The 25,443-nt window shown below is 70.1% G+C and carries 28 protein-coding genes; 12 read left to right on the plus strand and 16 right to left on the minus strand.

What is annotated here, in order from left to right; genetic code table 11:
• Positions 1–51 precede the first annotated feature (51 nt).
• Both OL358_RS09845 and OL358_RS09850 read left to right on the plus strand, forming a co-directional pair.
• Positions 52–720, plus strand: coding sequence for an amino acid ABC transporter permease (locus OL358_RS09845; RefSeq protein WP_264709793.1), 669 nt, complete (start codon positions 52–54; stop codon positions 718–720).
• Positions 707–1,522, plus strand: coding sequence for an amino acid ABC transporter ATP-binding protein (locus OL358_RS09850; RefSeq protein ID WP_319805439.1), 816 nt, complete (start codon positions 707–709; stop codon positions 1,520–1,522). The genes OL358_RS09845 and OL358_RS09850 overlap by 14 nt, the downstream gene beginning before the upstream one ends.
• A gap of 123 nt (positions 1,523–1,645) precedes the next feature.
• Here OL358_RS09850 and OL358_RS09855 read toward each other — a convergent pair whose 3' ends face one another.
• Positions 1,646–1,921, minus strand: coding sequence for an acylphosphatase (locus tag OL358_RS09855; protein WP_264709794.1), 276 nt, complete (start codon positions 1,919–1,921; stop codon positions 1,646–1,648).
• 59 nt (positions 1,922–1,980) lie between these two features.
• Here OL358_RS09855 and OL358_RS09860 point away from each other — a divergent pair, with 59 nt between their 5' ends.
• Positions 1,981–2,334: an iron chaperone gene (locus tag OL358_RS09860; RefSeq protein WP_264709795.1), complete on the plus strand. Its 354-nt coding sequence runs from the start codon at positions 1,981–1,983 to the stop codon at positions 2,332–2,334.
• 2 nt (positions 2,335–2,336) lie between these two features.
• On the opposite strand, the gene lysE is transcribed toward OL358_RS09860, so the two are convergent.
• Entirely contained in the window at positions 2,337–3,002 is a 666-nt protein-coding gene (gene lysE, locus OL358_RS09865) for an L-lysine exporter (protein WP_264709796.1), read from the minus strand.
• A 71-nt stretch (positions 3,003–3,073) separates the two neighbouring features.
• Between lysE and OL358_RS09870 the strand changes: the two genes are divergently transcribed.
• Complete coding sequence (locus OL358_RS09870) at positions 3,074–3,964, plus strand: LysR family transcriptional regulator ArgP (protein ID WP_264709797.1); 891 nt, start codon at positions 3,074–3,076, stop codon at positions 3,962–3,964.
• 47 nt (positions 3,965–4,011) lie between these two features.
• Here the strand turns inward: OL358_RS09870 and OL358_RS09875 are convergent, their stop codons facing one another.
• From OL358_RS09875 to OL358_RS09895, 5 genes are all read right to left on the minus strand, one after another.
• On the minus strand, positions 4,012–5,043 hold the full coding sequence (locus tag OL358_RS09875; RefSeq protein WP_264709798.1) for an NADP-dependent oxidoreductase: 1,032 nt from the start codon (positions 5,041–5,043) through the stop codon (positions 4,012–4,014).
• A gap of 114 nt (positions 5,044–5,157) precedes the next feature.
• A complete protein-coding gene (locus tag OL358_RS09880; RefSeq protein WP_264709799.1) occupies positions 5,158–5,622 on the minus strand; it encodes a MarR family winged helix-turn-helix transcriptional regulator in 465 nt (154 codons plus the stop codon).
• A gap of 11 nt (positions 5,623–5,633) precedes the next feature.
• Complete coding sequence (locus OL358_RS09885) at positions 5,634–7,376, minus strand: MDR family MFS transporter (RefSeq protein WP_264709800.1); 1,743 nt, start codon at positions 7,374–7,376, stop codon at positions 5,634–5,636.
• Between the two features lie 154 nt (positions 7,377–7,530).
• The gene (locus OL358_RS09890) at positions 7,531–8,193 is read right to left on the minus strand and encodes a YqaJ viral recombinase family protein (RefSeq protein ID WP_264709801.1); all 663 of its coding nucleotides are present in this window, start codon (positions 8,191–8,193) and stop codon (positions 7,531–7,533) included.
• A 49-nt stretch (positions 8,194–8,242) separates the two neighbouring features.
• On the minus strand, positions 8,243–9,679 hold the full coding sequence (locus tag OL358_RS09895; RefSeq protein ID WP_264709802.1) for an XRE family transcriptional regulator: 1,437 nt from the start codon (positions 9,677–9,679) through the stop codon (positions 8,243–8,245).
• A gap of 122 nt (positions 9,680–9,801) precedes the next feature.
• Between OL358_RS09895 and OL358_RS09900 the strand changes: the two genes are divergently transcribed.
• A complete protein-coding gene (locus tag OL358_RS09900) occupies positions 9,802–11,682 on the plus strand; it encodes a phosphoenolpyruvate carboxykinase (GTP) (protein WP_264709803.1) in 1,881 nt (626 codons plus the stop codon).
• Between the two features lie 169 nt (positions 11,683–11,851).
• On the opposite strand, the gene OL358_RS09905 is transcribed toward OL358_RS09900, so the two are convergent.
• The gene (locus OL358_RS09905; RefSeq protein WP_264709804.1) at positions 11,852–13,822 is read right to left on the minus strand and encodes an ABC transporter ATP-binding protein; all 1,971 of its coding nucleotides are present in this window, start codon (positions 13,820–13,822) and stop codon (positions 11,852–11,854) included.
• 22 nt (positions 13,823–13,844) lie between these two features.
• Complete coding sequence (locus OL358_RS09910; RefSeq protein ID WP_264709805.1) at positions 13,845–14,060, minus strand: AsnC family protein; 216 nt, start codon at positions 14,058–14,060, stop codon at positions 13,845–13,847.
• Positions 14,061–14,182: 122 nt separating this feature from the next.
• Between OL358_RS09910 and OL358_RS09915 the strand changes: the two genes are divergently transcribed.
• From OL358_RS09915 to OL358_RS09925, 3 genes are read left to right on the plus strand one after another with little or no spacing between them, the layout of a single operon-like run.
• Positions 14,183–15,124 carry an ABC transporter ATP-binding protein gene (locus OL358_RS09915; protein ID WP_264709806.1) on the plus strand — a complete coding sequence of 314 codons (942 nt, stop codon included), beginning with the start codon at positions 14,183–14,185 and terminating at the stop codon, positions 15,122–15,124.
• Positions 15,121–16,032, plus strand: a complete 912-nt coding sequence (locus tag OL358_RS09920; protein WP_413631379.1) for an ABC transporter permease — start codon at positions 15,121–15,123, stop codon at positions 16,030–16,032. Before OL358_RS09915 ends, OL358_RS09920 begins: the two co-directional genes overlap by 4 nt.
• An 11-nt stretch (positions 16,033–16,043) precedes the next feature.
• Positions 16,044–16,853 (plus strand): ABC transporter permease, encoded by an 810-nt coding sequence (locus tag OL358_RS09925; protein WP_264710276.1) that lies wholly within the window; start codon positions 16,044–16,046, stop codon positions 16,851–16,853.
• Here OL358_RS09925 and OL358_RS09930 read toward each other — a convergent pair.
• Positions 16,816–17,772 (minus strand): NAD(P)H-binding protein, encoded by a 957-nt coding sequence (locus OL358_RS09930; RefSeq protein ID WP_264709807.1) that lies wholly within the window; start codon positions 17,770–17,772, stop codon positions 16,816–16,818. The genes OL358_RS09925 and OL358_RS09930 overlap by 38 nt on opposite strands.
• Positions 17,773–17,800: 28 nt before the next feature.
• Here OL358_RS09930 and OL358_RS09935 point away from each other — a divergent pair, with 28 nt between their 5' ends.
• From OL358_RS09935 to OL358_RS09950, 4 genes are read left to right on the plus strand one after another with little or no spacing between them, the layout of a single operon-like run.
• The gene (locus tag OL358_RS09935; RefSeq protein WP_264709808.1) at positions 17,801–18,478 is read left to right on the plus strand and encodes a TetR/AcrR family transcriptional regulator; all 678 of its coding nucleotides are present in this window, start codon (positions 17,801–17,803) and stop codon (positions 18,476–18,478) included.
• Positions 18,475–18,906 carry a hypothetical protein gene (locus OL358_RS09940; RefSeq protein ID WP_264709809.1) on the plus strand — a complete coding sequence of 144 codons (432 nt, stop codon included), beginning with the start codon at positions 18,475–18,477 and terminating at the stop codon, positions 18,904–18,906. The genes OL358_RS09935 and OL358_RS09940 overlap by 4 nt, the downstream gene beginning before the upstream one ends.
• The gene (locus OL358_RS09945; RefSeq protein ID WP_264709810.1) at positions 18,903–19,526 is read left to right on the plus strand and encodes an SRPBCC family protein; all 624 of its coding nucleotides are present in this window, start codon (positions 18,903–18,905) and stop codon (positions 19,524–19,526) included. Before OL358_RS09940 ends, OL358_RS09945 begins: the two co-directional genes overlap by 4 nt.
• Positions 19,523–20,215, plus strand: coding sequence for a DUF4166 domain-containing protein (locus OL358_RS09950; protein WP_264709811.1), 693 nt, complete (start codon positions 19,523–19,525; stop codon positions 20,213–20,215). Before OL358_RS09945 ends, OL358_RS09950 begins: the two co-directional genes overlap by 4 nt.
• Positions 20,216–20,296: 81 nt before the next feature.
• On the opposite strand, the gene OL358_RS09955 is transcribed toward OL358_RS09950, so the two are convergent.
• The 6 genes from OL358_RS09955 to OL358_RS09980 form a co-directional block, all read right to left on the minus strand.
• The gene (locus OL358_RS09955; RefSeq protein ID WP_264709812.1) at positions 20,297–20,650 is read right to left on the minus strand and encodes a Fe-S protein; all 354 of its coding nucleotides are present in this window, start codon (positions 20,648–20,650) and stop codon (positions 20,297–20,299) included.
• A 48-nt stretch (positions 20,651–20,698) separates the two neighbouring features.
• Positions 20,699–21,178 carry a 6,7-dimethyl-8-ribityllumazine synthase gene (gene ribH / locus OL358_RS09960; protein WP_264709813.1) on the minus strand — a complete coding sequence of 160 codons (480 nt, stop codon included), beginning with the start codon at positions 21,176–21,178 and terminating at the stop codon, positions 20,699–20,701.
• Positions 21,175–22,449 carry a GTP cyclohydrolase II gene (ribA, locus tag OL358_RS09965; RefSeq protein WP_264709814.1) on the minus strand — a complete coding sequence of 425 codons (1,275 nt, stop codon included), beginning with the start codon at positions 22,447–22,449 and terminating at the stop codon, positions 21,175–21,177. Before ribA ends, ribH begins: the two co-directional genes overlap by 4 nt.
• Positions 22,446–23,120 carry a riboflavin synthase gene (locus OL358_RS09970; RefSeq protein ID WP_264709815.1) on the minus strand — a complete coding sequence of 225 codons (675 nt, stop codon included), beginning with the start codon at positions 23,118–23,120 and terminating at the stop codon, positions 22,446–22,448. Before OL358_RS09970 ends, ribA begins: the two co-directional genes overlap by 4 nt.
• Positions 23,120–24,145, minus strand: coding sequence for a bifunctional diaminohydroxyphosphoribosylaminopyrimidine deaminase/5-amino-6-(5-phosphoribosylamino)uracil reductase RibD (gene ribD / locus OL358_RS09975; RefSeq protein WP_264709816.1), 1,026 nt, complete (start codon positions 24,143–24,145; stop codon positions 23,120–23,122). Before ribD ends, OL358_RS09970 begins: the two co-directional genes overlap by 1 nt.
• A gap of 295 nt (positions 24,146–24,440) precedes the next feature.
• Positions 24,441–25,409, minus strand: a complete 969-nt coding sequence (locus OL358_RS09980; RefSeq protein ID WP_413631382.1) for a sugar-binding transcriptional regulator — start codon at positions 25,407–25,409, stop codon at positions 24,441–24,443.
• Between the last annotated feature and the right edge of the window lie 34 nt (positions 25,410–25,443).

Genomic DNA, 25,443 nt, shown 5'->3' on the forward strand with positions numbered 1-25,443 from the left:
GCCTACCGTAGGCGGGCGGCGGTCTCGTCTGCCCGGAAGGGAGGAACGCCGATGGACGGCAGTACCTGGCAGTTGCTGGTGGACTCGTTCTGGCCCCTGCTGCTGGCCGCGATCACCGGCACCATCCCGCTCGCACTCGCGTCGTTCGCGCTCGGACTCGTGATCGCGATCGGTGTCGCGCTGCTGCGGCTGTCGGGCAATCCCGTGCTGTCGGGGATCGCCCGGTTCTACGTCTCGGTGATCCGCGGCACACCGCTGCTCGTGCAGCTTTTCGTGATCTTCTTCGGCCTCGGCTCGGTCGGCATCGTGATCGACCCGTGGCCGGCGGCCATCGTCGCCCTGTCGCTGAACGTCGGCGGCTACGCGGCCGAGATCGTGCGGGCGGCGATCCTGTCGGTGCCGAAGGGGCAGTGGGAAGCCGGGCACACGGTCGGCTTCTCGCGATCCAAGACGCTCACCCGCATCGTGCTGCCCCAGGCCGCCCGGGTCTCCGTGCCGCCGCTGTCGAACACCTTCATCTCGCTGGTGAAGGACACCTCGCTCGCATCGACGATCCTCGTGACCGAGCTCTTCCGCAAGGCGATGCAGATCGCGGCGTTCACGTACGAGTTCATGGCCATCTACCTCGAGGCCGCCCTCATCTACTGGCTGATCTGCCTCATCCTGTCGTCGGGGCAGAGCGCCATCGAACGGAGGCTCGACCGCTATGTCGCCCACTGATCCCACCGGCGACGCGCTCGCGCCGCCGGCGCCGGCCGATGACGCCGCGCTGCTCACCGTCTCGGGTCTGACGAAGAGCTTCGGCGCGAACCGCGTCCTCGACGGCGTCGACCTGGAGGTGCGCCGCGGTGAGGTCGTCGTGCTGATCGGGCCGAGCGGCTCGGGCAAGACGACGGTGCTGCGCTCGCTCAACGGTCTCGAGACGCCCGAGTCCGGCGTGGTCGCGTTCTCGGACGGGCCGCGCGTCGACTTCTCGGCACCGCTCTCCAAGTCGGACCGGATCGCCCTGCGCGACCGCTCGGCGATGGTGTTCCAGCATCACAATCTCTTCCCGCACCGCACCGTGCTGCAGAACGTGACCGAGGGGCCGATCCACGCGCACGGGGTGCCCAAGGATGAGGCCGTCGAGCGCGCAGAGGCGCTGCTCGAGCGCGTGGGCCTGAGTGAGAAGCGCGACGCGTATCCGTTCGAGCTCTCGGGCGGCCAGCAGCAGCGCGTCGGGATCGTGCGCGCGCTCGCGCTCCAGCCGTCGCTGCTCCTCTTCGACGAGCCGACGAGCGCGCTCGACTCCGAGCTGGTGGGCGAGGTGCTCCTCGTGCTCAAGGAGCTCGCCGACGAGGGCTGGACGATGCTCATCGTCACGCACGAGCTCGCCTTCGCCCGGCAGGTCGCCGACGAGGTGCTCTTCTTCGACCAGGGCGTCATCGTCGAGCGCGGCGCGCCGAAGGAGCTCTTCACGAACCCCAGGAACGACCGCACCCGCCGCTTCGTCGACCGCCTCCTCCGCCCGTTCGAGGGCTGATCAGGACGGGCGGCTGACGCTCGGCCGACGCTCGCGCGGCCGTTTCCTGCGTCCGCTGTCGGCCGATGCGGCCGCGGATGCAGGAAACGGCCGCGCGAGCAGCGCCGCGTCCACGCGCCGCGGTCAGGCCGAGGCGATGACGTCGAACCCGGTCTCGCCGGTGGGCGCGGCATCCGTCACCGTCGCGGCGGTGACCCTCGAGCCGGGCGGGCCGCCGGCCATCCACGCGAGCACCTCGTCGACCTGCGCCTCGGTGCCCTCGACCTCTGCCTCGACGGTCCCGTCGCGTCGGTTGCGCACCCAGCCGGCCGCGCCGGCCTCGCGCGCGACCATGCGCAGCGTGTAGCGGTAGCCGACCCCCTGCACCTCGCCGCTCACGAGGACGTGCACGCGTCTCATGCCCTCCATCGTGCCCTGTGCGGGTGTCGCGCGGGCCCGTCCGATGTCAGGATGCCTTCATGGGCACCGTCGACGATCTCCTCGCAGGCCTCGATCCCGCCGACCGCGGTCCCGTCGAGCGCATCTACGCCGTCGCGCGCGAGGTCGTCCCGGAGGCCGAGCAGGGACTGGGCTACGGGATGCCCGCGCTCGTCTACCGCGGAAAGCCGCTGATCTCGGTGATGCGGGCGAAGAAGCACATCGGCGTGTATCCGTTCAGCCCCGATGCCGTGAGCGCCGTCGCGGACTCGCTGGCCGACTACCCGGGGATCGGGCTCGACAAGGGGACGATCCGGTTCCAGCCGGAGCATCCGCTGCCCGACGATGCCGTGCGGGCCCTCGTGCTCGCGCGCAGGGCGCAGATCGACGGCTGAGGTCAGTGGGGGAGCACCAGGCTCACCCCGAGGGCGATCATGACCACGGCGATGACGGCGTCGAGGATCCGCCACGCCCGCGGCGTCGAGAGCCAGCGGCCGAGGTAGCGCGCGCCGAACGCGAGCCCGAAGAACCAGATCACGCTCGCGGCCATCGCGCCGGCGGCGAAGAGCCAGCGCTCGTCGCCGTGCGTGTTGGCGACGGTGCCGAGCAGGAAGACCGTGTCGAGGTAGACGTGCGGGTTCAGCCAGGTGAGGGCGAGGCACGTGAGCACCACCGGCAGCAGGCGCGAGCGGGTCGCCGTGGCGCTCCCTGTCGACCCCGAAACGCCCGAGGGCAGTCCTTCCCCCGGCGCGCCCTCGTCGACCGCCAGCGCCCTATCGGACGGCCGCCATGCGCGTCGCGCGGCGAGCACGCCGTACGTCACGAGGAATGCCGCACCCGCCCACCGCACCGCGTCGACGAGCCACGGCACCGCCTGCAGCACGAACCCGACGCCGGACACGCCCAGGGCGATGAGAAGGGCATCGGATGCCGCGCAGATCGCCGCGACCACGAAGACGTGTTCGCGTCGCAGTCCCTGGCGCAGCACGAACAGGTTCTGGGCGCCGATCGCGATGATGAGCGAGAAGCCGAGGCCGAGACCGGCGAGGACAGGGGTGAGCACTCTTCGACGCTAGGTTCTGTCGCTGCTTCAGTCCAGCTCATGATTCTTCATGTGCATTAGCCTGGCTTACTATGAGGATCCCGTTCGAACTCGCCGAGACGGTCGCCGCGGTCGTGGACGAGGGAACCCTCGACGCCGCTGCACGCCGGCTCCGCATCACGCCGTCCGCGGTGAGCCAGCGCATCAAGGTCCTCGAGGAGCAGCTCGGCCGGGTGGTGCTCGTGCGCTCCAAGCCGGCTCGAGCCACCGAGGCGGGGGTCGCGATCGTGCGGCTCGCGCGGCAGGCGGCGCTCCTCGAGCACGACACGGTGGCTGCGCTCGGCGCGGACGCCGACGAGGGCGCGCGCACGACCGTGCCGCTCGCGGTCAACGCCGACTCGCTGGGCACGTGGTTCCTCGCACCGCTCGCGCGGCTCTCGCAGCGGCATCCGGTGGTCTTCGACCTGCATCGCGACGACCAGGACTTCACCGCCGGCCTTCTCGAGTCGGGGACCGTCATGGGCGCGGTGACCTCGCGGGCGACGCCGGTGGCCGGATGCCGGGTGAGCACCCTCGGCGCGATGCGCTACGAAGCCGTCGCGACGCCGGAGTTCGCGGCGCGCTGGGTTCCGGACGGCGCCACCCCCGATGCGCTCAGCGCTGCGCCGGTGGTCGACTTCGACCGGCGCGACGACCTGCAGAACGAGTGGCTCCAGGCGATGGGGGTCATGGGCCGCCCGCCGCGCCACTTCGTGCCGGCATCGAACGACTTCGCGACCGCGGTGCGCCTCGGCCTCGGCTGGGCGCTGCTGCCGACGTTCCAGTCGGAGGATCCGCTCGCCCGCGGCGAGCTCGTGCGGCTCGGCGGTCCGCCGGTCGACGTTCCCCTGCACTGGCAGCAGTGGAACCTGCGCTCTCCGCTGCTCGATGCCATCGCCGACGAGATCGTCGCCGAGGGCCGCCGCGTGCTGTCCCCGACCTGACTCTCGCCGAGTGTGCGCACCCGCGAGCCGCCGAGCCGCGAGCCGGGTCAGTCGTCGCTCACGCGGAGCACGAGCTTGCCGCGCGTGTGGCCCTCCTCGAGGTGGCGGTGGGCCGCGGCGGCGTCCGCGAGGTCGAAGACGCGGTCGACGTAGACCTGCACCGCGCCGGAGTCCAGGAGGCGCCCGATCGTGGCCAGTGCGCTGCCGTCGGGGATCACCTTGTAGCTCGTCTTGCGCACGCCGGCGTCGTCGGCGGCCTCGGCGTAGCCCGGCCACGAGCCGGTCGGCACGATGATGTAGAGCCCGCCGGGACGGAGCACCCGCAGTGATCGGGTGCCGACGTCTCCGCCGACGTTGCCGACCAGGTCGATCACGACATCCACCTCGGCGATCACCTCGTCGAAGCGCGTGGTCGTGTAGTCGATCACGACCGCCGCGCCGAGCTCGCGCAGCCACGAGGCGTTGCGTCCGGATGCCGTCGCGGTGACGTGGGCGCCGAAGTAGGCCGCGAACTGCACCGCGAAGTGACCGACTCCACCGCTTCCGGCGTGGATGAGGATCCGCTGCCCCTCGTGCGCGTGCGCGGTCTCGACGACGAGCCCCCACGCCGTCAGTGCGGCCAGCGGCACGCCGGCGGCCTCGACGTGCGACAGCGACGCCGGTTTGCGCGCGACCGACAGCGTCGGCACGACGGCGTACTCGGCGTAGGTCCCGCCCGAGCGGGGGAACGCGGCCATGCCGAACACCGGCGTGCCCGCGGGGAAGGGGTGCGACTCGTACGGGCTCTTGACGACGATCCCGCTGAAGTCGAACCCGAGCGTCGATGGGTACCCGGGGATCTGCCCCGACACGCCCGCGCCCGACCGGGTCTTCGCGTCGATCGGGTTCACCCCGGCCGCCACGACCCGCACGAGGAGCTCGCTGATCACCGGGGAGGGGACGGGGACGGATGCCGCGCGCAGCGCGTCCGCATCGCCGGGGCCGTCGAACACGACCGCCGCCATCGCAGCGGGAGGATCCGCGACGGCGACGCGGTCGGCGTCGGAGGAGGGGGCTGATCGCAGCGGCCGGAATCTCATCGGGCGCTCCTTCCGCGTGCACGTCGTCGTCGGCGGCATCCACCGCCTGAGGCCAGTCAATCGCGGATATGTCTCACCCGTGTTACGCGGGTGCTACCAGGTCGAGAAGCCCGGTCAGGCGGTCGGCGACTCGCCCGCCGTGAGTGCGTGCAGCAGGCGCGAGAGGTTGCGGATGTCGTCGATCGGCCAGTCTTCGAGGGCATCGACGAGCGTGCGCTCCTGCGGGGCGCGGGCCTGCGCCAGGCGCTCGAGCCCGGCCGGAGTCGCCGAGAGCATGCTGGAGCGCCCGTCGTCCGGGTCGGGGGTGCGTTCGATGAGCCCGAGCTGCTCGAGCTCGCGCACGGCGCGGCTGATCTGTCCTTTGTCGGCCATGAGGGTCTCGGCGAGTGCCGAGAGGGTGATCGATTCCCGACGCACGATGGTCGTGAACACCTTGTACGCGCCGGGCAGCATCCCCGGGCTCACCCGGTTGGCGTTCTCGGAGATGACGCGTCGGAAGCGGTTGATCAGCTCACCGAACTCGGCCTCGAGGGCGCGCACCGCTTCGGTGCGCGCCTCTCGGGTGTCGTCGGTGGTCATCGTGATCGACATTAGCGGCGGGCGGATGCCTCGTCCGCCGCCACGTCGTCGTGCGAGATCGCCGGGGAGGCGGCATCCACTGTCCGTACGGCGCCGGTCGCCTGAAGCGCCGCCATGCCCTCGGCGGTCGAGACGGTCGCGAGGTCGGCTTCGATCGCCTCGGCGCGCTCGGTCGTGGTCATGCGGGTGAGCGGCTTGTTGGGCAGGAAGATGATCGCGATGAGGCTGATCACGGCGAGCGGGACGGCGATCAGGAACGAGTGGGCGATCGCCTGGGCGTAGATGTCCTCGACGATCACGCGGATCGACTCGGGCAGCGCCGAGACCTGCGGGATCGTGCCCGACTGGAGCTGTTCGCCGATGGCGGCGCCCTTCTCGCCGAGCTTCATCAGCGCGGCGCCGATGTCGTCCTTGCGATCCGTGAAGAGGTTCGTCGCCGAGGTCGCCAGCGCGGCGCCCATGACCGAGACGCCGATCGTGCCGCCGAGGCTGCGGAAGAACGTGACGCCGGAGCTCGCGACCCCGATCTCGCTGGGGTTCGCGGTGTTCTGCACGATGAGCACGAGGTTCTGCATCGTCATTCCGACGCCGGCGCCGAGCAGGAACATGTAGAGCGAGACGAGCACGAAGTTCGTGTCGTAGTGGATCGTCGACAGCAGGTACGACCCAGCGATCAGGAGCACGCCGCCCACGATGAGGAAGGGCTTCCAGTGTCCGGTGCGCGTCACCAGGCCGCCGATCACGATCGACGCGATCAGGAGTCCGCCGATCATCGGGATCGTCATGAGCCCCGCCTCGGTCGGCGTCGCGCCGCGGGCGAGCTGCATGTACTGGCTCAGGAAGACCGACGTGCCGAACATGGCGATGCCGATCGAGATGGACGCGATCACCGACAGGGTGAAGGTGCGGTTGCGGAACATCGTGAGGGGGACGAGCGGCTCCTTCGAGCGCAGCTCGACGATCACGAAGACCACGGCCGCGAGGAGCGCGCCGCCGGCCATGAGGACCGTCTCGGTGCTCCACCAGTCGTAGTCCTTGCCGGCGCCGGTGATCCAGATGAGCAGCAGCGAGACGGCGGTCGACAGCAGCACGATGCCGAAGTAGTCGATGCGCGCCTTCACCTTCGGGCGGGCGGGGAGGTGCAGGGTGCGCTGCATGATGATGAGCGCGGCGACCGCGAACGGCAGGGCGATGAAGAAGTTCCAGCGCCAGTCGATGGTGTCGGTGATGAATCCGCCCAGCAGCGGGCCGCCGACCGTCGCGACGGCCATGACGGCGCCGAACAGGCCCATGTACCGGCCGCGCTCGCGGGGGCTGATGATGTCGGCCATGATCACCTGACTGAGTGCGGCGAGGCCGCCGGCGCCGATGCCCTGCACAGCGCGGAACGCGATGAGGGTGCCGGTGTCCTGCGAGAACCCGGCCGCGGCAGTGGCGAGCACGAAGATCACGATGGCGATCTGGATGAGCGCCTTGCGGTTGTACAGGTCGGCGAGCTTTCCCCAGATGGGGGTGGAGATCGCGGTCGTGAGGAGCGTCGCGGTGACGACCCAGGTGAACGCCGCCTGGTCGCCGCCCAGGTCGTGGACGATGACGGGGAGCGACGTCGAGACGACCGTCGAGGCGAGCATCGACACGAACATGCCGAGCAGCAGGCCGGAGAGTGCCTGCAGAACGCGCCGGTGCCGGCGCTTCTCGTCGTCTGCCTGTGCGGTGTCGGCGACCGAGCCGGTCGCAGTGATGGGGGATGCCATGGGGATCCTTCGTGAGGAGTGTCGAGGTGTGGCGCGGCGACGGTGGCGCGAGATGTTTGACATGAGTCAACAGTTGAATTGCGTCAACTATATCCTCAATCGTTGACGCACGTCAACTATTCCCTCTCGCGGGGGATTCAGGAGCGCGGACGGGTCAGTCGGCGAGGGCGAGTGCGCGGAAGGGCTGCCGGGGCGGCGTGCTGGGCTGCGGCATCCGCTCGACCGGCTCCCGGTTCTTCGTCGTGCGGTGATAGAGCTCGTCGATCAGCGCCGTGGCGAGCCGGACGAGCTTCGCGATCTCGGCGTCGTCGCGATCGACCCACGCGCAGCGCGGCTCGTCGCCCACGGGCACGAAGCCGTCGTGCTGCTCCCACGCCACGAGCGTGCGCTCGGCGCCGAGCACGTGCTGCTGCCACCACACCTGCCGCAGATAGGACCGCGGGATGCTGCGCCACGACTTGTTCGTCGTCTTGATCTCGGCGAGCGTGACGCGCCCGGCCGCGTCGACGCCGATGCCGTCGGGGGTCGCGAGATGACGGCGCTCGACGACGGCGTGGAAGAGCGCGGAGGACGGCTGGATGCCATGGGTCGCCGCGACCCACGCCGCGATCTCGGGTTCGCGCGCCCGGCCGTGCGCCGTGAACGCGTTGCCGGAGAAGCCCGAGCCCATGAGCTTGGCGTCGGCTGCTCGCGCGATAGCCCGGTCGGAGGTCAGTGCGGCGACATCCGTCGCCGTGATCCCGCGGGAGCGTGCCCGCACCCAGGCCACCCGGTCGCGGGAGTCCGCGACGATGCGAGCGGCGAGTTCGGGGGTCACCCTTCGAGGCTACGCCGCCGCCGCGACATCCGCCGCCGCGACCCGCGCGTCAGACGTGCCGATCGAGGAACGCGTACACCTCGTTGTCGTCGACGCCGGGGAACGCGCCGCGGGGGAGCGGCGAGAACATCTGCATGTGCACGCGCGCGCTGGGCCATGCCTTGCCCGACCAGCGTGAGGTCACTTCGGCGGGCGCCCGGCGGCAGCACGACTCGTCCGGGCACGTCGAGGTCGCCCGCTTCTGCGACTCGCGCCCGCGGAACCATCGCGCATCGTCGAACGGCACGCCCACGGTGATGGAGAACTCGCCTTCGCTCGTCGAGCCGGTCTGGGTGGAGCACCAGAACGTCCCGGCCGGGGTGTCGGTGTACTGGTAGTGCTCGGTCGTGCGGTTCTGCTCGCCGAAGGCCGCGCGCGCCGAGAACTTGCGGCACGCGATCTGCCCGTCGACGGCGCCGGTGACATCCATCGGCAGGGGCAGGTCGTCGTTCTCGAAGACGCGCGTGATGGCGCCCGAACCGTCCACGCGGAGGAAATGCAGTCGGATGCCGAGATGCCGCGTGGCGAGGTTGGTCAGGCGCATGCCCGCAGCCTCGTGTGTCACGCCGAAAGCGTCACGGAAGTCCTCGACCGCGAGGTTGCGGTCCTTCTTCGCCTGCTGCAGGAAGGCCGCCGACGCGGTCTCGGGCATCAGGCAGCAGGCGGCGTAGTAGTTGATCTCGAGCCGCTGCTGCAGGAAGTCGGCGTAGTCCGTCGGACGCCGGTGGCCGAGCAGGCGATGCGCCATGGCCTGCAGTGCCATGGAGCGGAGGCCGTGCCCTCCGGGGATCGAGGCCGGCGGCAAGTAGATGCGGCCGTTCTCGAGGTCGGTGACCGATCGGGTGGAGTGGGGGAGGTCGTTCACGTAGAGCAGCTCGAAGCCGAGCTTCTCGGCCATGATGCTCACGGTGCGGTGGGTGAGCGCGCCCGACACGTGCCCGGCCGCCTTGAGCTGCTTCTCGGCGAGCGTCTCGATGTCGGGGAGGTAGTTGTCGAGCTCGCGCATCTTCAGCCGCAGCTCGGTGTTCGCGCGGCGCGCCTCCTCGGGGGTGGCGATGGCCTCCCGCTCGCGACGCTGGAGCTCGCGGTGCAGGCCGAGCAGAGACTCGAGCGTGTCGTCGGTCATCCCCTTGGTCACCTTGATGGGTGCGATGCCCAGCTGGCGGAACACCGAGCCGGACTGCGACCGCTCCAGCTCGATCTCGAGCGCGGCGCGCCGGTTCGGCGGCTCGGCGGACAGCAGGTCGGCCACCTCGACCCCCGTCGCGTTCGCGATCGCCTGCAGCAGCGAGAGCTTCGGCTCCCGCTTGCCGTTCTCGATGAGGCTGAGCTGGCTTCCGGCGACGCCGACGCGCTCGCCGAGCTCGTCCAGCGTGAATCCGTGCGAGATGCGCTGATGGCGAATGCGGTGACCCAGGGTGGACAGTTCCAGCGACGTCGACGGCATTCCTTGAGCATAACGAAAGAATTGCAACTCTTGACGGCGACATTGGTGGGAAGAGGCATCCGAATAGCGAGAAAGTGGATCAGGACCACAGATCTGAACGTCGAATCGAAGGGGAGCGACTCATGGCTCTTGCCGACATCTTCACCCGCCCCGAAGGCTCCACCACCGCGCGGCCGGCGGTCACGCGCACGTATGGCGACCTTCCCGCAGTGCAGGGCGCGGGCATGTCCGAGCTGCTGGCGTGGGTGGACGAGATCGTGGCGCTGACCAAGCCCGCCCGGGTCCACTGGGTGGATGGCTCCCGCGCGGAGAACGACGCGCTGCTGCGCGAGATGGTCGACGAGGGCAAGCTCATCAAGCTGAACCCGGAGTGGCGTCCCGGCTCGTACCTGGCCCGCTCACACCCGAGCGACGTCGCCCGCACCGAGGCGCGCACCTTCATCGCCTCGGAGCGCGAGGAGGATGCCGGCCCCACGAACAACTGGGCCGCGCCCGACGAGATCCGCGCCACCATCACTCCGCTGTTCGAGGGCTCGATGGCAGGCCGCACGATGTACGTCGTGCCGTTCTCGATGGGCGCGGTGGGCGGTCCGCTGTCGCACATCGGCGTGCAGGTGACCGACAGCGCCTACGCGGTCGCGTCGATGGAGATCATGACGCGCGTGGGCACCGAGGTGCTGCGCGAGATCGCAGGCGGTGCTGCGTGGGTCAAGACGGTCCACTCCGTCGGCGCCCCTCTCCAGCCGGGCCAGGAGGATGTCGCGTGGCCGTGCAACGACGAGAAGTACATCGTGCACTTCCCCGACACGCTCGAGGTGTGGTCATTCGGCTCCGGGTACGGCGGCAACGCGATCCTCGCGAAGAAGTGCTTCGCGCTGCGCATCGCCTCGGTGATCGGCCGCAACGAGGGCTGGCTCGCCGAGCACATGCTCCTCATCCGCGTGATCGACCCCGCCGGCCGCGCTTACCACCTGGCGGCGGCGTTCCCGTCGGCGTGCGGCAAGACGAACCTCGCGATGCTGCGGCCCACGATCCCGGGCTGGCGCGTCGAGACCCTCGGCGACGACATCGCCTGGCTGCGTCCCGGCGATGACGGGCGACTGTGGGCGATCAACCCCGAGGCCGGATTCTTCGGCGTCGCACCGGGCACCGGCGAGTCCACGAACGTCACGGCCGTCGAGACGCTGTGGGGCAACACCATCTTCACGAACGTCGCGCTGCGCCCCGACGGCGATGTGTGGTGGGAGGGCCTCACCGACGAGCCGCCGGCAGAGCTCACAGACTGGGAGGGCAACGCGTGGACGCCGGCATCCGGTCGTCCCGCTGCCCACCCGAACTCGCGCTTCACCGTGCGGGCCGATCAGTGCCCGCAGATCGCCGAGGACTGGGATGCCCCGCAGGGCGTGCCGCTGGACGCGATCCTGTTCGGCGGACGCCGTGCCACGAACATCCCGCTCGTCGTCGAGGCCACCGACTGGACCCACGGCGTCTTCATGGGCTCGAACATCTCGTCGGAGCGCACCGCCGCCGCCGAGGGAACCGTCGGCGAACTGCGCCGCGACCCGTTCGCGATGCTCCCCTTCTGCGGCTACAACATGGCGGACTACTTCGGTCACTGGCTCAAGGTCGGCCAGAAGCTGCGCTTCGACCGCGCCCCCCGCGTGTTCCAGGTGAACTGGTTCCGCAAGGGCGCCGACGGCCGCTTCCTGTGGCCGGGCTTCGGCGACAACGCCCGCGTCATCGACTGGATCATCCGCCGGCTCGACGGCGAGGTCGGCGCGATCGAGAGCCCCATCGGACGCCTGCCGCACACCGATGACCTCGACCTCGACGGCATCGACGTGCCCCAGTCGGACCTCGACGAGCTGTTCGCTGTCGACCCCGCGCTGTGGCTGCAGGAGGCCGACCTCACCGAGGAGTTCTACCGCACGTTCGACGGACGCATCCCCGCCCCGCTGTGGGCCGAGCTCGCCGCGCTGCGGTACCGACTGCAGCGCGCCTGACCCGCGCCTCGGGGGGATGCCCCGGTCCTCCGCACCGCGGCGGGCCGGGGCATCCGATCGTCAGAACTGCGGGTCGGAAGGTCCCGAGTCGCCAAAACACGCCGGACAGCACGTCGAGCGAGCGGCGTGTCTTGGCGGACGCGTCCGTCTGCCCGCGGAGGCCGAGCGGTCAGACCAGGAGCTGGTGCTTCGCGAGGTCGCGGTAGAGCGGGGTCGAGGCGACGAGCTCGGAGTGCGTGCCCTGCCCGACGACCCGGCCGTGGTCCATCACGACGATGTGGTCGCTGTCGACGACGGTCGACAGGCGATGCGCGATGACGATCAGGGTGCGGCCGGAGGCGACGGCGTCGATGGCCTCGCGCATGCGCTGCTCGTTGAGCCCGTCGAGGGACGACGTCGACTCGTCGAGCAGCAGGATCGGCGGCGCCGCCAGGAGTGCACGGGCGATCGCGAGGCGCTGGCGCTCGCCTCCCGACAGCATGACGCCGCCCTCGCCGACGGGTGCCTCGAGGCCGAGTTCGCTCCGGTCGAGCACCTCGCCGAGGTTGACGGCGCGCAACACGGCCTCGCACTCGGCATCCGTCGCATCGGGCGACGCGAGCCGCAGATTGTCGCCGATGGTTCCCGCGAGGGTCGGGGCATCCTGCTCGACGTAGCCGAGCTGCGCGCGCAGCGCGGCACGGTCGAGGGACCGCACGTCGACGCCGTCCACCAGGATCGCGCCGCCGCTCGGGTCGTAGAACCGCTCGATCAGGGCCAGTGTCGTGCTCTTGCCGGCGCCCGACGGTCCGACGAGCGCCACGCGGGCCCCCCGGGGCACCGAGAACGAGACGCCTCGGAGAACATCGGAGGCGGCATCCGACGTCTGTGAGAACTCGAGGGATGCCTCGTCCCGCGTGATCGCGGAGGCGTCGACGTGGGCGTTCTCGAGCACCGCGATCGCCTCGGTCTCGGCCTTGCGGCGGGCGGCGACGACGGCCTCGGGGTAGTGGAAGCGCACGTCGCGGAACTCCACCGCGGCCGTCGAGGTGCCGGCGCCGTCGCCGACATCTGCGCTCTCCGTCGCAGCGGCGATGGCGGCGTCGTCCTGGGACTCGGTCGGCAGATCCAGCACCTCCTGGATGCGGCCGAGCGCGCCGAGTGCCTGGTTGACCGACGTGATCGCGCCGAAGAACGAGCCGAGCGGCGCGATGAGCATGAACAGGAACATGATGAACGTCACGAGGCTTGCAATGCCGATCGCGCCGCTCGCGACACGGTAGCCGCCGAGCCCGATCACCACGAGCAGCGAGACCTGCATCGCGATCCCCGCGATCGGCACGACGAGCGCGGAGACCTTGGCGATCCGCACGCCGACGGCGTAAGCATCGGTGGCACGCTCGGTGACGGACTCGACCTCGCGCTCGGTGGCGCCAGAGGCGCGCACGGTGCGGATGGAGCCGACGGCCCGCTCGACGCCGGACGCCAGCTCGCCGACCTTCTCCTGCTGCTCCGTCGAGGCGGTGCGGATGCGTCCGCTCAGCGCGACGACACCCAGAACCGAGACGCCGATCACGATCACGATGATGCCCAGCAGCACCGGATCGATCAGCGCCATCGCCACGAGCGCGCCGACGAACAGCAGGCCGTTGCCGATCGCGTCGGCGAGGCCCTGCGTGAGCACGGCATAGAGCAGCGTGGTGTCACTTCCCACGCGCGAGACGAGGTCGCCGGTGCGGCGGGCGTCGAACTCGCTGATCGGCAGGTGGAAGATGCGCGAGATGAGCTTGCGGCGGCTCGAGTAGACGACGGCCGTCCCGGTGCGCTGCAGCAGGTAGTGCTGCCAGCCCGAGATGAGGGATGCCGCGATCACGAATCCCACGAGCGCCCACAGCAGCATGCCCAGGTCGAGACCCTCCTGCACGCGCACGATGACCTGGCCCACGAGGAGCGGCTGCACCAGCATCGTGACGGCGCTCAGGATGCTGAGCACGGCGACGATGACGAGGGTGCGCTTGTGCTCGAAGAGGAAGGGCAGCAGCTGGCCGAAGGTGGCGCGCGGGCCGTCGTCGGGCTTGCCTTTCGAGCGCCTGCCGCGGCGGGGCTCGTCGACGGGAGCGGCGGCGTCGACGGGGGCGTCGGCGATGTCGGCGGAGGGCATGGGTCTACCTCGTTCGTTGGGCTTACCTTCGACCGTACTTCTTGTGCACGGCCTGCTTCGTCACACCCAGGGCGGAGGCGATCGCCTGCCACGAGAAGCCGAGGTTGCGGGCGCGCCGGACGGCGACCTCCTCGGCCCGTGACAGCTCTCGCCGAGCGTCGGAGAGCCGGTGCAGCTCGGCCAGCGGCTCGCGCTCCGGCGCGGAGCCGATGAGGGTGCGCAGATCGTCGCCGCTCATGGTGCTCCTTCGGGTGCGGATGCCTCGTTCGCGGCATCCGCGTCAACCTTAGTTGACTCGCTCTCGACCGTCAACTCAGGTTGACGCTCGAGCATGTCCCAGCCGGGGGTTAGGGTTGTCCGGTGCCAGCGCCCGTGATCGATGCGAAGAACCTCGTCAAGTCCTACAAGGTCAAGGGGAAGCCCGACTTCCTGGCCGTCGACGGGCTGTCCTTCGAGGTCGCGCCCGGCGAGTCGTTCGGCCTCCTCGGCCCGAACGGTGCCGGCAAGTCCACGACGATGAAGATGATCGGCGCCGTGTCCACGCGCACGGCCGGCGAGCTTTCGATCCTGGGTCTCGACCCCGATCGATACGGTCCCGAGATCCGGTCGCGACTCGGCGTGGTCCCGCAGCAGGACAATCTCGACGGCGAGCTCAACGCACGCGAGAACCTCTACATCTACGGCCGCTACTTCGGCCTGCCGGGCAAGGTGTGCGCGCAGAAGGCCGACGAGCTCCTGGCGTTCGCCGCGCTCGAAGACAAGGCCAAGAGCAAGGTCGACGCGCTGTCCGGAGGGATGAAGCGCCGCCTCACGATCGCCCGCGGGCTCATCAACGACCCGCGGATCCTTCTGCTCGACGAGCCCACGACGGGCCTCGACCCGCAGGCGCGTCACGTGCTGTGGGACCGCCTGTTCCGCCTCAAGGAGCGCGGCACGACCCTGGTTCTCACCACCCACTACATGGACGAGGCAGAGCAGCTGTGCGATCGCCTCATCGTGGTCGACAAGGGCCGCATCATGGCCGAGGGCACCCCGGCATCGCTCATCCGCGAGCACTCCAGTCGCGAGGTGCTCGAGGTGCGGTTCGGCTCCGACCGCAATGAGCAGGTCGCGCCGCAGCTGCAGGGCATCGGCGACCGCGTCGACGTGCTGCCCGACCGCGTCCTCGTCTATGCGGGCGACGGCGAGGCCGCGCTCGAACAGGTCATCGCGCGCGGACTCCACCCGGTCACGAGCCTCGTGCGCCGATCGAGCCTCGAGGACGTGTTCCTGCGCCTCACCGGAAGGTCGCTGATCGAATGAGCGACGAGCTGTCCGGGGGAGGAGAGCGGATGCCGCGGCCGGCCGCCGTCACCGATGAGGCCACGCTCGACGAGCTGCGCGCCGAGGCGATGGAGTGGGGTCGCAAGGCGCGCGGGCTCGGCTCGCTCTACGTCACCGAGCACATGGTGCGGGCGATGCGCGCCTACGGCTGGACGATCATCGTCGGCGCCCTCGGTCAGCCCGTGCTGTACCTGCTCGGCCTCGCCGTCGGGCTTGCTGCGCTCATCGACGCGCCCATCGACGTGGGCGGGCAGCAGGTCCCGTACCTGGTGTTCGTCGCCCCGGCGCTTCTGATGACGTCGGCGGTCGCGGTGGCGTCGGAGGAGTTCACGTACCCCGTGATGTCCGGCTTCAAGTGGCGGCGCTACTTCTACGGATTCAACGCGTCACCGCTCTCGTCGGGCCAGATCGCGAACGGCGTCGTGGCGGGCGCTGCAGCACGCATGGTGGTCACGGTCGTGCTCTACTTCGCCTTCATCCTGATCTTCTTCGCGTGGCTGCAGCCCGATGCGACGCGCCTCGAAACGGCCTGGATGGCCCCGTTCATCGCGCTCCTCTGCGGCCTGTCGTTCGGCATTCCGCTCATGGCATACGCCGCCTCGATCGAAGACGACAAGGGCCAGTTCGCGCTCGTGCAGCGCTTCATCTTCATGCCGATGTTCCTCTTCTCGGGCACCTTCTACCCCCTGAGCGCCCTGCCGGATTGGCTGGAGTGGATCGGCTGGATCTCGCCGCTGTGGCACGCGACCGAGCTCGGCCGCGTGGTCACCTACGGTCAGCCGACGCCGCCGATCATGATCGTCGGCAGCACCGTCTACCTGCTCGTCCTCGCGGTCGGGGGCCTCGTCGTCGCCCGCCGCCTCTTCGAGAGGAGGCTCGCGAAGTGAGTGCTGCCACGATGACGGATGCCGCCCCCCGCCGCGGCGGCGTGCGCGCCCTGTGGGCCGGCAACCCGCAGTCCGTGGTGCAGCGCGGCCTGATCGCGGCGCGCTCGTCGAGCTGGATCGTGGTGCTCTCCGGCTTCTTCGAGCCGGTGTTCTATCTCGCGTCGATGGGCATCGGGCTCGGCTCGATCATCGGCGACGTCGAGACGTCGGGTGGTGTCGAGGTGTCGTACGCCGCGTTCATCGCGCCGGCGCTGCTGGCCGTGTCGGCGATGAACGGCGCGATCTACGACTCCACGTGGAACGTCTTCTTCAAGCTCAACTACGGCAAGCTCTACGAGGGCATGCTCGCCACCTCGCTCGGACCGCTCGACGTGGCACTGGGTGAGATCCTCTACGCGCTGCTGCGCGGACTGCTCTACGCGACCGGGTTCATGATCATCATGCAGGCGCTCGGGCTGAACCTCGCGTGGACCGCGATCCTCGCGATCCCGGCCGTGCTGCTCATCGCGTTCGGCTTCGCGAGCGTGGGCATGGCGATCACCAGCTACATGAAGACCTTCCAGCACATGGACTGGATCAACTTCGCGCTTTTGCCAATGTTCCTCTTCTCGGCCACGCTGTACCCGATCACGGTCTACCCGGAGTGGATCCAGCACATCATCATGGCCTTCCCGCTGTGGCACGGCGTCGAGCTCGTGCGTGGCCTGACGACCGGCATCCTGTCGCCCGACATGTGGTGGCACGTGCTCTACTTCGTGGTGATGATCGCCATCGGCCTGGTCTTCACGACCAAGCGCCTGCGTGCGCTCTTCCTCGACTGATCCGGTGCCGCGGCAGCCGTAGGTCCGAGCAGCCGAACCGGCCCTCGTCGGGCAGAGCCGCACGGATCGCGCTCGCGTCGAACGGCGCGCGGGGGCGGAGGTCGTCGGGCAGGTCTGACGCCGGGCCCGTCGCCTCCGTGACGCCCTCGGCGAGCATCCGCATCTGCGCGTTCGCGACCAGCGGCACCGTCATCGTCCACTCGCACACCTGCGCGAAGACGCGATGGAAGGCAAGGGGTGCGGGGAACACGACCATTCGCCGGCCGACGACGTCCCCTACACGGCGGACGGCGTCGCTGAGAAGCAGCGTCTCCCCGCCGGTCACCGCGACAGTCTGGCGGGACATCCGGCCCTCGGCGGCGGCGACGATGACGTCGACCATCTCGGCGATCGGCACGGGGCTGATCGCCCGTTCGCGCATGCCGACGGTCGCGGCGAACGGGATCGTCCGTGCGAGTCGACTGAGGTGATCGATCATGTGGTCGCCGCGGCCGTAGATCATCCCGGCCTTGAGGATCGTGTAGTCGAGGCCCGACGACCGGATGATCTGCTCGGCCTCCCACTTCGTCTCGTGATAGGCCGACCCGCAGTCGGGGCGTGCGCGCAGGAAGCTCAGCATCACGATCTTCCCGACTCCGGCCCCACGAGCGGCTTCGACGACGGCGGTCGTGCCACGCATGTGCACGCGCTCGAAGGTCTGGTCGCGCAGTTCGCGATTGATACCGGCGCAGTGGACCACCACGTCGCATCGCTGGAAGGCCGCGGTGAGTCTCTCGACATCGTCGATCGGCGCGCCGGTTCGTCGCGACACGATGACCGCCCTCGCATCCCCGAGCCGCGCTGCGACGTGCCGGCCGACGAAACCGGTCCCGCCGGTGATGGCGATGCGCGGTGCTCGCTCGTTCTCACACTTGAACATGTTCAGATCCTGCACTAACGTTCTGAACATGTCCAGTTCTGATCTCGCACCGACCACGAAGAGCGAGCGCACGCGAGCTCTCATCCGCGACGTCGCCCTGCGGTCATTCCGCGAGCGCGGGTACGACCAGACGACGATCCGGCTGATCGCCCAGGAGGCCGGGGTGTCCGTGGGGACGACGAATTACCACTTCGCGTCCAAGAACGATCTGGTGCAGGAGCTGTACCTCGATGTCCAGCGGTCCCATCGCGCGGCGGCCGAACCGCTGCTCCGGGGGACTGACGATCTCATCGAGCGTCTGGGCACCGTCTTTCGCACCGGCCTCGCCGAGCTGGAGCCCTACCATCGCTTCGCGCCGGAGTTCCTCTCGGCTGCGGTGTCGCCGCGATCGTCGATCAACCCTCTTTCCGGGGAGTCGGCGGAATCGCGCGACATCGTGGTCGGGCTCTTCCGCGAAGCCGTGGCCGGTGCCTCCGACAGGCTTCCTGCCGAGTTCGACGAGGATCTGCCGTCGGCGCTCATGCTCGGGCACCTCCTGCTCGCCCTGTTCTGGGTGTACGACACGTCGCCGGAACGCGAGCGCACCCGCCGGCTCCTCGACCGCGGGCTGCGCCTGCTCAAACTGTCGCTGCCGCTCGTGCGTCTGCGGGTGCTCCGCAAGCCGCTGCGCGAGCTGCTCGACCTGATCGCCGAGGTGCAGGCATGAGCGTGGAGGTGGCGCACGCTCGCGACTCCGCTCCCGCGGTGTCGCCGACGAAGGACGTCGGGCTGTGGCGGGAATCGTGGTTCCGAGTCCTCACGATCACGAACGTCTCGCTGCTCGTCGGCTCGGCACTCACCGGGCTCGGCCTGATTCTCGGCGCACCCGCGGAGTCCCTCTCGTGGCTCCTCTTCGCGATGCCGGTCGTGCCGGTCACGGTGTTCGCACCGGTGGTCTCGCTGGTCATCGTCCTGGCCGCTGCCGCGCTGTCCACTCTGAACATGATCGGCGAGACGCAGAAGGGCGTGCGCTTCGTCCGCGCGATGACGGTGTGGGGAACGATCGTCCTGAGCACCCCGCTTCTGTTCGCGGCGCTCGTCGGCGTGATCGGGGCGGTCAGTGCCCTGGTCGCGGTGATCGGGGATCTGTGGTGACCGGCACGACCGCTCGCAGGCGACGCCCCGTCTTCGTGAGCATCCGCATCCACGCCCCGGTCGATCGAGTGTGGGAGCTCACCCAGGAGCCCGCTCTCCACGCCCGGTGGGACGCGAGGTTCAGCCGGATCACGCCGACAGAGCCGCTTCCCGGCGGAGGCATCCGCTTCGTCTACGAGCGACGAATCTCGGGCGCCCGCCTCTCCGGAACGGGCACGACGATCGGCGAGCGCGACCGGCGCGACGGCACGCGGACATCGGCGCTCCGCTTCGACGCCGATAGTCGCCTCTCACCGCTCGGGCGGGGTCGCGGCTATTGGCGGTACCGCCCGGACGGCGACCATGTGGTGTTCACCACCGGCTACGACTACGAGCCGAATTGGGGACGCTCGGCCGACCTGATCGTCCGCCCGCTGATCGGCTGGCTGACTGCCTGGAGCTTCGACCGGCTGCGCCTCTGGGCGGAGACGGGCACTCCGCCCGAGCGGTGGCCGCTGCGGTGCGCCCTGGCCATGTGGCGAAGGGATCGTCCTCACGCGGCGCGGTGCGATCGTCGCCCGTCGAGTCGCCGGATCATGGACGCGGCGCCCCGGACCCTGAGCGGGCTGGTACATCCGTGACCGCAGCCACGTCCACCGTCACCTCGGTGTTCGCCCGTGCGATGGGCGAGGACTTTGCGCGCATGCACCCGATGCTCCAGCGCCGATTCGGCGTCGGCCTCGCGGCCGGGTACGCGTGCGTCGGGCGCGGCACGATGACCCGCATCCGGCGCGGGCCATGGTGGACGGTCCCGTTCCTTCAGCTCGGGCGGTTCCGCAGCATCCTCGTTCCCGAGACGGGCACGGACGTGCCGTTCACGATCGAGAACCATCCGTATCTCGACCCCTTCGGCCGCGAGACGGTCACCTTCGTGCGCCACTTCCGGATGCCTCGCGCGGTGCGCCGGTTCGACGCCACCATGATCCTCGGCGCCGACGGCCGCCTCGTCGACTACCTCGGCAGCCACCAGCACCTCGCGGTCGATCTCGAGCTGACCGCCGAGCCGGACGGCAGCCTCCTGCTCCGTTCGGGCGCCCAGCGGTTCTACGAGGGACCCCTGGCGTTCCGGTTCCCGATGCTCTTCAGCGGACGGGCGGAGCTGCGCGAGAGCTTCGACGACGACGCTCAGGTGTTCCGGATCCGCCTCGAGGTGCACAATCGTGCCTTCGGGTTCCTGTTCGGGTACGAGGGCGAGTTCCGCTGCGAGTTCCCCTCGCCCGAAGCGGTCCCGGCGCACCTCCTCCCCGTGCGCCACGAACGCCGCGAGTAGCCCGGACCGCGCCGGAGAACGACGAAGCGGATGCCGCGACCCGGCCGGGCCGCGGCATCCGCTTCGCAATTCTTGCCTGCGTCAGCGCCAGAGCACGGCGATCGCGGCGTTCGCGAACGTCAGCACACCGATCGACCAGAAGATCGGCGGCGGGACCTTGCCGGACTTGCGCTGGCGTCCGGCGCCGATGCCGAGCAGTGCGCCGATGACGAGGAGGATCGCGAGCTTGACGCCGATCTTCACGTAGTTCAGCTCGTAGTCGATGGCCCACGGCGCCGCGAGGATGATGCCGGCGATGCCCGCGATCGCGAGGCCCCAGTTCATGAGCCGCGTGATGCCGCGGTGGCCGTTGACGAGCTCGACGACCCAGGCTCCGAAAAGGATCGCGAACCCGACGAGGTGGATAAGCAGGACGAGGTGGCGAAGGAACTCCATGCTCGTGAGGCTAGGCCTGTCGGCGCGGCCGCGCCAGCAAGGCGGGCCTCACTCGCCGCGCAGCTCCCGAAGCACGAGAGCCGTGCGCACCGCGGCGTCGGCCGCCTCGTAGCCCTTGTCCTCCATAGACCCGGGGAGTCCCGCGCGGGCGATGCCCTGCGCCTCGTCGTCCAGCGTCAGCACGCCGAATCCGACCGGTTTGCCGGTGTCGAGGGCGACGCGGGTGAGGCCGTCGGTCGCCGCCGACGACACGAACTCGAAGTGCGGCGTGCCGCCGCGGATGATCACGCCGAGCGCGACCACCGCATCGGCGCCCGCTTCGAGCGCCGTCTTCGCCGCGACCGGCAGCTCGAAGGAGCCCGGCACGCGCACCAGACGCCACGTCGCCCCGGCCGCGTCGAGCGCGCGCTGGGACCCCGCGATGAGGCCATCGGAGATCTCGTCATGCCACGTGCCCGCGATCACGACGACCTCGAGGCCGGTCGCATCGACCGGAGCTCCTGCCTGGGGTGCGCCCTTGCCGCTCAACGCTCCGCTCCTTCGTGCATCTGCGCGAGGGCGTCGGCGAGGTCATCCTCGTCGATGATGTGCCCCATCCGGTCGCGCTTGGTGGCGAGGTACTGGTGGTTGTTCGGGCCGACGCCCACGAGCAGCGGAACCTGCTCGACGATGTCGAGACCGAAGTCGCGGAGCTGCTTCACCTTGTCGGAGTTGTTCGTCAGCAGGCGCACCTTGTCGATGCCGAGGTCGGCGAGGATCCCCGCCGCCGCGGCGTAGTCGCGCGCGTCGGCCGGCAGACCGAGCGCGAGGTTGGCGTCCACGGTGTCGAGGCCGCGCTCCTGCAGCGAGTACGCGCGCAGCTTGTTGATGAGGCCGATGCCGCGACCCTCGTGCCCGCGCATGTAGATCACGACTCCGCCGTCCTGCTCGATGGCATCGAGCGCCGCGTCGAGCTGCGGCCCGCACTCGCACTTGAGCGAGTCGAACGCCTCGCCCGTGAGGCACTCGGAGTGCACGCGCACCAGCGGTGCCTCATCGATCTCTCCCGAGATCACCGCGAGGTGGTCGGTGCCGGTGACGCGGTCCTTGTAGGCGAGGAAGCGGAACTCGCCGTGCGCCGTCGGCACGAGCGCCTCGGCTCGCAGGCTCACGCGGCGCTTGTGCGCCGAGTGGGCGGGCGCCTGCACGGGCTCGTGCTCGTTCAGGTACGCGATCAGCTGCTCGATCGTGATGACCGGCACGTCGTCGCGCCCACCCAGTTCGATGAGGCCGGGAAGTCGCATCATCGAGCCGTCCTCGGCGACCACCTCGGCGATCGCGCCGACGGGGTGCACCCCCGCGAGACGCATGAGCTCGACGGCGGCCTCGGTGTGGCCGCTGCGCTCGCGCACCCCGCCGTCGACGGCCCGCAGCGGCAGGATGTGACCCGGGCGGATGACGCTGGTCGGCACCGAGTCGGGATCGGCCAGAACGTTGAGGGTGTGGGCGCGGTCGGAGGCGCTGATGCCCGTCGATGCGCGGTCCGCGGCGTCGACGCTCACCGTGTACGCCGTGGAGCGAGCATCCTGGTTCACCTCGACCATCGGTGGCAGATCGAGGCGGTCGGCCCACTCGGAGGGCATCGGCGCGCAGATGAAGCCGCTCGACCAGCGCACGGTCCAGGCGATCCATTCGGGCGTCGCAAGCTGTGCCGAGAGCACCACGTCGCCTTCGTTCTCGCGGTTCTCATCGTCGGCGACGATGACGGGCCGCCCGGCGCGGATCGCCTCGAGGGCCTCGGGGATGGTGGAAAGGCTCATGCGGAGCCTCCTTCCGTCGGTGCGGCCGCAGCCGCGGTGAGTTCGGGGTGTGCGGCCGGTGCCGCGAAAGAAAACAGCCGCTGGACGTGACGGGCGAGGATGTCGGTCTCGAGGTTGACGCGCTCACCGGCGACGCGGGATCCGAGCGTGGTGGCGGTGAGGGTCTCCGGGATGAGCGAGACCTCGAACCAGTGCACGCCGTCAGCCGGTGCGGCCGGGCTCGCGTCGCTCACCGTGAGCGAGACGCCGTCCACGGCGATCGAGCCCTTGTCGACCACGAGCGGTGCGAGGTCGGCGGGCAGCGCGATGCGCAGCACACGCCACTGCGCGCCCGGACGCACCTCGAGCACCTCGCCGGTGCCGTCGATGTGGCCCTGCACGATGTGGCCGCCGAGACGTCCGTGAGCGACGGTGGCCCGCTCGAGGTTGACGACGCGACCGGCTGCGACGCCGTCGAGCGTCGACATGTCGAGCGTCTGGAGCATGACGTCGGCCGTGAACCAGTCCGGCCCCTGGTCGACGACCGTGAGGCACACGCCGCTGACCGAGATGGAGTCGCCGTGCGCGGCATCCGATACCGCCTTCGGTGCGCGCACGGTGAGCCGTACGCCGTCACCCGAGGGCTCGACCGCGGTGATTTCGCCGATCTCCTCGACGATTCCGGTGAACATCAGCTGTCTCCTTCGGTGGCGGGGAGGGCGACGAGAAGCAGGTCGTCGCCGAGTCGCTCGACGTCGGTGAGCGTGAGGCGCACGGCCTCTCCGATCGTGGTCACGCCGATGTCGCGCAGCGCGAGCAGGTCGCCGCCCAGCAGGGCCGGCGCGATGTAGACGAGGAATTCGTCGGCGACGCCGTCGCGCACGAACGAGGCGGCGACCGCGGGGCCGCCCTCGACGAACACGCGGTGAACCCCGCGGTCACGAAGGTCGGCGAGCGCCGTGCCGAGGTCGCCCGAGTACTGGACGAAGGCGAGCGGATGCCTCCGCACGGCCGCGTCGGCCGGCACGGCGCGCTCGCCCAGCACGACCGGAAGGGGCTGCGACGGGAAGAGTGCGCCGTCCTCGGTGCGGGCGGTCAGGGCCGGGTCGTCCGCGAGCAGCGTGCCGGTGCCGACGACGATCGCGTCGGCCTGCGCTCGGCGACGGTGCACGTCGGCGCGCGCCGCGGGCCCGGTGATCCACTGGCTCGTGCCGTCGGATGCCGCTGCGCGGCCGTCGAGGCTCTGCGCCCACTTGACGGTGACGTGAGGGCGGCCGAGGCGCTGCACGGTCAGCCAGGAATCCAGAAGTTCGTGGGCCTCGTCGGCGAGGAGGCCGGACTCGACGTCGACGCCCGCATCACGCAGGCGTTCGCCGCCGCCACTGGACCCCGGGTTCGGGTCGTCGATCGCGTAGAGGACGCGCGACACCCCCGCTTCGAGGAGCGCCTCCGCGCACGGGCCGGTGCGGCCGTGGTGGTTGCAGGGCTCGAGGGTGACGATCGCGGTCGCGCCGCGAGCCTCACCCGGCTGGAGCTGCGAGAGCGCGGCGACCTCGGCGTGCGGGGTGCCCGCACCGCGATGCCAGCCCTCGGCGATGATCTCGCCGGCGGGGGAGAGGAGCACGGCGCCGACCTGCGGGTTCACGCCCCGCGGGCCGCGCAGCGCCAGCGCGAGCGCGCGACGCATCGCGTCATGCTCTGCCGTGGTCGCCGTCATCCGTGTCCTCCGTCTTCACCTCGCGGTGTACCGGGGCACGGGAAGCCGACGGCGCGCGTGGCGCCGCCCGTGCTGCCTCCCATCCGGACTAGCGACGATCTCTCGTCGCATCACCGTCGGTTCCGGATTTCCACCGGATCGGCCGCGGCGGCATCCGATCGGATGCTGATGCCTTGGCTCGCGGACTGTCACCGCCGGTTCGGATTCTCACCGACCCCGGAGCACGTTGATGCTCTCGATTGTAGTCAACGCCCACGACGCGGGTTCATTCCATGTCGGCGAATGAACCGGAGCGTCAGTCGGTGAGGGCGCGGGCGACCGCCTCGTCCACCACGAGGTCTGTCGCGAGCCCTGCGGCCAGGGCGCCGCGCAGGCTGTCGACCTTCGAGACGCCGGACACGACGCACAGCCGCCGCGGGACCCGGCGCAGCACGTCGAACTGGGGACCGGTCGCGCGCTCGTTGAGCGGGATGCGGTCGCTCGTGCCGTCGGCGCGGAAGAACACCGTCGCGACGTCGCCGACCACCCCCGCCGCCTCGAGTGCGGCGAGCTCCTGCGCTTCGAGGTAGCCGCCGGAGTAGACGTGGCTCGGCACGCGCGACCCGGCAGAGCCGGTGCTGAACACCACGAGGTCCATCGCCGCGTGCATCTCGAGGATGCGGCGTGTGCTGCGCTCCCGCCACATCGCGTGCTTGGTCCGCGGATCGTCGAAGAACGCCGGCACGGGGAACTGCTGGGCGCTGCCGCCGTACGCGCCGGCGAAGCGGCTCAGGATCTCGCTGGCGTAGAGGAGGCCCGTGGTGTGGGTGTTGCCCGAACCGTTGAGCTGCACGAACGTCGCTCCGTGAACGGGCTTGGGCACGAGGCGCCGGCTCACCGCCGCCGTCGTCGAGCCCCACGCGACGCCGATCGTCATGTCGGCCTGCACGAGCTCGTTCAGCAGATGCGCGGCTGCCACGGAGACCCGTTCGAGTCGCTCCACCTCGCTCGCGTCGTCGGGCACCGGCACCACCTGCGCCGTCACGCCGAACCGCTCCGCGAGGTGCTCCTCGAGCAGTTGCGGGGCGCCGAAGGGGGAGCGGATGCGTATGTCGACGATCCCCGTCGCCCGCGCGTGGGTGAGCAGCCTCGACACGGTCGAACGCGAGGTCCTGAGTTCTTGCGCGATGGCCTCCATCGTGCGGTCCTGCACGTAGTACAGGTGGGCGGCGGTGAGCGCGCGCTGCACGGTCCGAGGGTCGGCGGTGTCCTCCACGCGGGCCATCCTTGCACATATGTGCACTGAGCGTGCAAGAACG

Origin of the sequence: Microbacterium sp. SSM24, from assembly GCF_025989145.1 — a bacterium.
Classification (GTDB): domain Bacteria; phylum Actinomycetota; class Actinomycetes; order Actinomycetales; family Microbacteriaceae; genus Microbacterium.